At 61.7% G+C, this 6,000-nt stretch carries 2 protein-coding genes, 1 pseudogene and 1 CRISPR repeat array (1 of these 4 running past the window's edge); all 3 genes and pseudogenes read left to right on the forward strand.

What is annotated here, in order from left to right:
- A CRISPR array of direct repeats spans positions 1–33; the repeat unit is 28 nt (it extends 2,860 nt beyond the left edge of the window).
- Positions 34–1,146: 1,113 nt separating this feature from the next.
- Entirely contained in the window at positions 1,147–2,862 is a 1,716-nt protein-coding gene (locus JMN37_RS10010; protein WP_252932018.1) for an ABC transporter ATP-binding protein, read from the forward strand.
- Positions 2,862–4,802, forward strand: coding sequence for an ABC transporter ATP-binding protein (locus JMN37_RS10015; protein ID WP_305883255.1), 1,941 nt, complete (start codon positions 2,862–2,864; stop codon positions 4,800–4,802). The genes JMN37_RS10010 and JMN37_RS10015 overlap by 1 nt, the downstream gene beginning before the upstream one ends.
- Positions 4,803–5,276: 474 nt before the next feature.
- Positions 5,277–6,000 (forward strand): annotated as a pseudogene (locus JMN37_RS10020) (hypothetical protein); the annotation flags it as partial.

Consider the following 6,000-nt stretch of genomic DNA (forward strand, 5'->3'; position numbering starts at 1 on the left):
ACTCGGTGCTCCCCGCGCTCGCGGGGATGAGCCCAACACTGTTTGGATCGGGATGCCTGGTGCGCCGTGCGCCCCCGAGCGGGTGGGAAAGAGCCACATAGTGTGTTCTTTTCTGAGGCTTTGTGACGAGGTCTTTAACGCTCCATGTGCTTGCGGGGATGAGCTCGTTGAGTCTCGACGCAATACGTTTTCAAGGGTGTTCCCTGCGTTTGTGCGGTGGTCCGGTCTTTTGGCAGTTTATAGAATCCATGCACTTTCTGCCGTAGCACGCCATTCGCTGGGAAAATCCAGGGCGAATTGTCTTATCGAAGGGGAGCTTGGTTGCCTAATCAACCACGATCTACCGACGCCCTCTCCTTGGATCGAATTCACTTGTTGTAGGCCGATCCAGATAGATCCATCCGGATATACCTTCGGTCACGACACGTCCACCTCAACAAAAAGGGCAGGCCCTCACGAAAGTGAGGGCCTGTGACCTGTATTGTACGGGCGTTTTCCCGTTTCACTCTCGCCAGTATACGGCCTATCCGTTTCGTATCCAACACTAACCATCGACCAGCAAAATAGTTCCCGCGCTCGGGAACCATTTTGCGTTTCAGACCCGCTCCCGTCGACCAGTACCTACGTTTCTCCAGGTCACGACGCCTGTCTACGAAGAAAGTTCCCAAGACCCGTAGGTCCGGGGAACAATTCTGGAGCGGCGGGGTGGGTCAGACAGCCAGACAGCCAGACCGGGAGAAGCCTTCAAAAGCCAAAAGCCATCAAAACCCGCTAACCTCAAGCCCAACACCACCCACCCCCAACCAAAACAGCCCGCGCCGTACCGTAGTACCGCGCGGGCTGCCCCACCATGGGCCCCACCAGGCCCTTTAGGTTCGGGCCCCACCAGACCCGAAAGGAGGTCGTCACGCTGTTGCTGTCATCAGAGCCAAGCAATGTGACAGGCAATGGTGACTGACCGCGTTCCATGGTACCCGGTTGGCGCGGTGGGGGCGAAGTGGGCGTCGGAAAGCGAAAAGTGGGACGCAAGCAAAAACGCAATTCTGTTCACAAAATCTCGAGCAAACTCATCATCACTACCTGTCCCCCCAAAAAATGACGCCTACAATCAAACTTTCCAATTCCACGATCTGTAAAGGACCGCCCATGGACCTCGTAAGGCTCCTGCGCAGGCACGCGCGCCCGTACCGCGGCGCGATGCTCGCGGTGGTGTTGCTGCAGGCAATCACGACTGCGGCGACGCTCTACCTGCCCAGCCTGAACGCAAAAATTATCGACGAAGGCGTCTCCCAAGGTGACGTCCCCTTCATCTGGCGCACCGGCGGCGTGATGCTGGCAGTGGCGTTTGTGCAGGTGATCGCGGCGTGTGCGGCGGTGTGGTTCGGGTCGAGGGCCTCGATGGGCACAGGTCGTGATATCCGCGAGGAGGTGTTCGGTCGGGTGTCGCGGTTCTCGGCGGAGGACATGTCGCACTTCGGTTCGGCGACGCTGATTACGCGCGGGACGAATGACGTGCAGCAGGTCCAGCAGGTGTTCTTGATGTTCTTGAACTTTATGGTGGCGGTGCCGATCATGATGGTCGGCGGCGTGGTCATGGCGGTTCGGGAGGATCCGGGGATGAGCTGGCTGGTCGCGGTTTCTGTCGTTGTGTTGGCGGTGGTCGTGGCGGCGCTGATCGGTCTCCTCCTACCGTTGTTCCGCTCGATGCAGTCGAAGATTGACCGTATTAATGGCGTGCTGCGCGAGCAGATCGCGGGCGTGCGCGTGGTGCGTGCGTTTACGCGGGAGGAGTTCGAGTCCGAGCGTTTCGACGCCGCCAACGCCGACCTCACGCGGTTGAGTCTGAGGATCGGCAAGTTGTTTGTGATGATGTTCCCGGTGATCATGCTGATCCTGAACCTGGCGACGGCGGCGGTCCTCTGGTTCGGCGGCCACCGTGTGGACGCGGGTGAGGTGCAGGTCGGGTCGTTGACGGCGTTCTTGCAGTACCTCCTACAAATCCTCGCCGCGGTGATGATGGGCGCGTTCATGGCGATGATGCTGCCGCGCGCCCTGGTGTGCGCCACCCGTATCACGGAGGTGTTGAAGCACGAGCCGTCGCTGATCGAGCCACCGGCCAGCGCAGCCGCCCCGACAAACAGCACCGTCACCTTCGAGGACGTGACCTTCACGTACCCGGGCGCGGAGGAGCCGGTGCTGGACGGCATTTCCTTCCAAGCCAACCCTGGCGAAACAACCGCGATTATCGGTTCGACGGGTTCGGGCAAGTCGACGTTGTTGGGGTTGATTCCGCGTCTCTACGCGCCGACGGGCGGTCGGGTGCTGGTTGGTGGTCGGGATGTGGCGTCGTTACGCCGTGCACAGCTGGTGGGCGCGGTGGCGATGGTGCCGCAGAAGCCGTATTTGTTCTCGGGGACGGTGGCGTCGAATTTGCGTGTGGCCAGCCCGGATGCGACGGATGAGCAGCTGTGGCGGGCGCTCGAGATCGCGCAGGCCACCTTCGTGGATGACCTCGAGATGCCGATTTCCCAGGGCGGCACGAACGTGTCCGGCGGGCAGCGCCAGCGCCTGTGCATTGCGCGCGCGATTGTGGAGCGGCGCGGCGTCCTCCTCTTCGACGACTCTTTCTCCGCCCTCGACATGACCACGGACGCGCGGCTGCGCGCAGCGCTGGCCGAGCACGTGGCTGACGCGACGGTGATCGTGGTGGCGCAGCGTGTCAGCTCGATCCAGAACGCGGACCAGATCCTGGTTCTCGACGCCGGCCGCATCGTGGCCCGCGGCACCCACGATGAGCTGCTGCAAACTTCGCCGACGTATCAGGAAATTGTCCGGTCCCAGCAGACTGTGGAGGCAAAATAATGGCTAAGGACCAAGTCGAACTCACAGACGAGGAAATCCAGAAGCTCGAGGGCTCCATGGACGGCCACTTCGGCGGCGCCCCGCGCTCCGCGAAGAACTTCTGGCCGTCCGCGAAGCGGCTGGTCGGTCTGCTGGCCCCGCACAATGCGTTGTTTGCCCTGGTGGTGGCGCTGGTGTGCGTGTCCGTCGGGCTGAATGTGTACGCCCCGCGCGTGATGGGCCACGCGATGGACGTCATCTTTTCGGGCGCGATCGGCGCCCACCTGCCCGCCGGCGCCACCCAGGAGCAGGTGATTGAGGGCCTGCGCGCGGGCGGCCAGGACACGTTCGCGGACATGCTGTCCGGGATGGATGTGACCCCTGGTGTGGGCGTCGATTTCTCGCGCCTCGGCCAGCTGATCTTGGCGGTGTTGGCGCTCTACGTCGGCGCCAGCCTGCTGATGTGGTTGCAGGGTTTCCTGCTGAACCGCATGGTCATGCGCGAGATTTACCGCCTGCGCGCCCAGGTGGAGGCGAAGCTGAACCGGGTGCCGCTGAGCTACTTCGACCGCGGCCAGCGCGGCGATATCCTGTCGCGCACCACGAACGACGTCGATAATGTGCAGCAGACGTTGCAGCAGGCGCTGTCGCAGGCGTTGCAGTCGGTGTTGATGGTGTTGGGCATCATGGCGATGATGTTTACGGTGTCGTGGCAGCTCACCCTGCTTGCCCTCGTCTCGATTCCGCTGACGGGCCTGGTGGTTGGGGTGATCGGCAAGCGTTCGCAGCGGCACTTCAAGCAGCAGTGGCGCGCAACGGGCCAGCTCAACGGACACATCGAGGAGTCCTTTTCGGGCCATGAGGTGATCACGCTCTTCGGCCGCCAGGACGCCTCTCAAGAAATTTTCGACGCCCGCAACCGCGACCTCTACACCGCCTCCGCCTCCGCGCAGTTCCTCTCCGGGCTCATGATGCCGATCATGCAGTTCATCTCCTACCTTTCCTACGTCCTCATCGCGGTTTTCGGCGGCCTGAAAGTCGTGAACGGCTCGCTGACGCTCGGCGCGGCGACGGCGTTCATCCAGTACTCGCGCCAGTTCAACCAGCCGCTCGGGGAGCTCGGCGGCATGGCCCAGATGGTGCAAAGCGGCGTCGCGTCCGCCGAGCGCGTCTTCGAATTCATCGACGCCCCCGAGGAGCCCCGCGAGTCACACACCAGCCCGAAGCGCGCCTCCGGGCACGTCCAATTTATCGACGTCCACTTCTCCTACACCGACACTCCCCTCATCCAGGACCTCAACCTGGAGGTGCAGCCGGGCCAGAAGGTCGCCATCGTTGGGCCGACCGGCGCCGGCAAAACCACCCTGGTCAACCTGTTGATGCGCTTCTACGACATCGACTCGGGCCAGATTCTCCTTGATGGCGTCGATACGCAGTCGATGTCGCGCCAAGACTTGCGCAGCCAGGTCGGCATGGTGCTTCAGGACGCCACCCTCTTCGAAGGCACCATCCTGGAAAACATCCGCTACGGCCGCCTCGACGCCACCGACGAGGACGTCATCGCCGCCGCCAAAGCCACCCTTGTCGACCGCTTCGTGCACACCCTCCCCGACGGCTACCACACCGTCATCGACCAGGACGGCGGCGCCCTCTCCGCCGGCGAACGCCAACTGATCACCATCGCGCGCGCCTTCGTCTCGAAGCCATCTCTGCTCATCCTCGACGAAGCCACCTCCAGCGTGGACACCCGCACCGAGCTGATGGTGCAGCACGCCATGGCCGCCCTCCAGGCCGACCGCACCAGCTTCGTCATCGCCCACCGCCTCTCCACCATCCGCGACGCCGACCTCATCCTGGTCATGCAGGACGGCCACATCGTCGAGCAAGGCGATCACGCCTCCCTCCTCGCCCGCCGCGGCGCCTACTGGGAGCTCAACCAGGCGGGCTTCTCCGAGGATTAGCCTCCTCGGAGGCCCCGCTGAGGCCCCTCGCGCACCACATTCCCTCCCTGTCCCCCGCCGACCTGGGCTTTTCTAAACCCGGCTGCCGAAAAACCAGGAATTTGGTGCGCGTGTCCCCCGCCCAGACACCACATTCCCGTTTTCCGCAAGACCCCCTCGGCGTTTCCCCAGGTCGTCAACTCCACGAGAGGGAATTTGGTGCACTCCCCCTCGCCTCAGTGCCAAAGGACGCAACCCCCTTTTCACGACCTGGGCCTTTACCCCCTCTCCCAACAGGAATTGCGTCCTTTGGCACTCACTCCCTTGTCGCGCGCACCACATTCCCTCCCGTACCCCCGCCGACCTAGGCTTTTCCAAACCTGGCCGCCGAAAAACCAGGAATTTGGTGCGCACCTCCCCTGCCCAGACACCACATTCCCGTTTTCCCTTAGTGACAGGATGGTTGTGAACGTCAATCCATAGGAGGTTTTGTTCATGACCGACCCACAGTTGCCTGAGTTGGTGCCGTCAGCGTTGACGTCACCACCGACCGTTGCAACCCCGGTAAGGACCCACGGGGGCAAGACTAAAACATCACGCGAGGAAGTCAAAGAGATCCTAGCAATGCCACCGCGTGTGCTGGCGGTAGGGGAAGTACTCGATGAAGACACGTTGGCCTCACTTCAAGCAGTAGCGTTCGTGTTCTCCCCGTACCGCAGTACTGGCTCTGGCAGGTGGTTTCATCCAGCACAACAGCGGCAAATGATCACGATTTATAACCGGTTGCCGTACGGCACGAAAGGCCCGTGGTGCGCCCGACAGGCAATCCAGTCTTGCGATATCAAGCGCTGGGCCCGCGCATTACAGTTATCAAAGTCCACCACTGATGGTTTAGATGGTATTCAACGAGCCAAACGCAGCGTTGATGAAGCATATCGGGGAAGGTATTCACCTGACTACATCCGTGAGATGGTCATTGAATATCAGCTGGTGCCGTATGGCCAGAAAGAAGCGTGGTTGATTGAACATGGACTTGCTGACCACACCGTGCGACGCTGGACAGCAATGGTTGCCGATGGTGATCTCACCACGCGTACTACACCAAGGAGGATTGGAACGTTGACGATGGATGAGTGCGTTGAAATCCAGCAGTTACGCAAGGAAGTCTCCGCGTTGATGCAGCAAAAGCGCAAGCTCGAACTCGATGCGAAGCGTCGGG

It is taken from the genome of Corynebacterium lipophilum (genome assembly GCF_024102595.1).
Taxonomy (GTDB): domain Bacteria; phylum Actinomycetota; class Actinomycetes; order Mycobacteriales; family Mycobacteriaceae; genus Corynebacterium; species Corynebacterium pseudogenitalium.

Bases quoted from the DNA above. Each gene is read 5' to 3' on its own strand.
- JMN37_RS10015 (WP_305883255.1), top strand. From the start codon at position 2,862: ATGGCTAAGGACCAAGTCGAACTCACAGACGAGGAAATCCAGAAGCTC.
- JMN37_RS10010 (WP_252932018.1), top strand. From the start codon at position 1,147: ATGGACCTCGTAAGGCTCCTGCGCAGGCACGCGCGCCCGTACCGCGGC.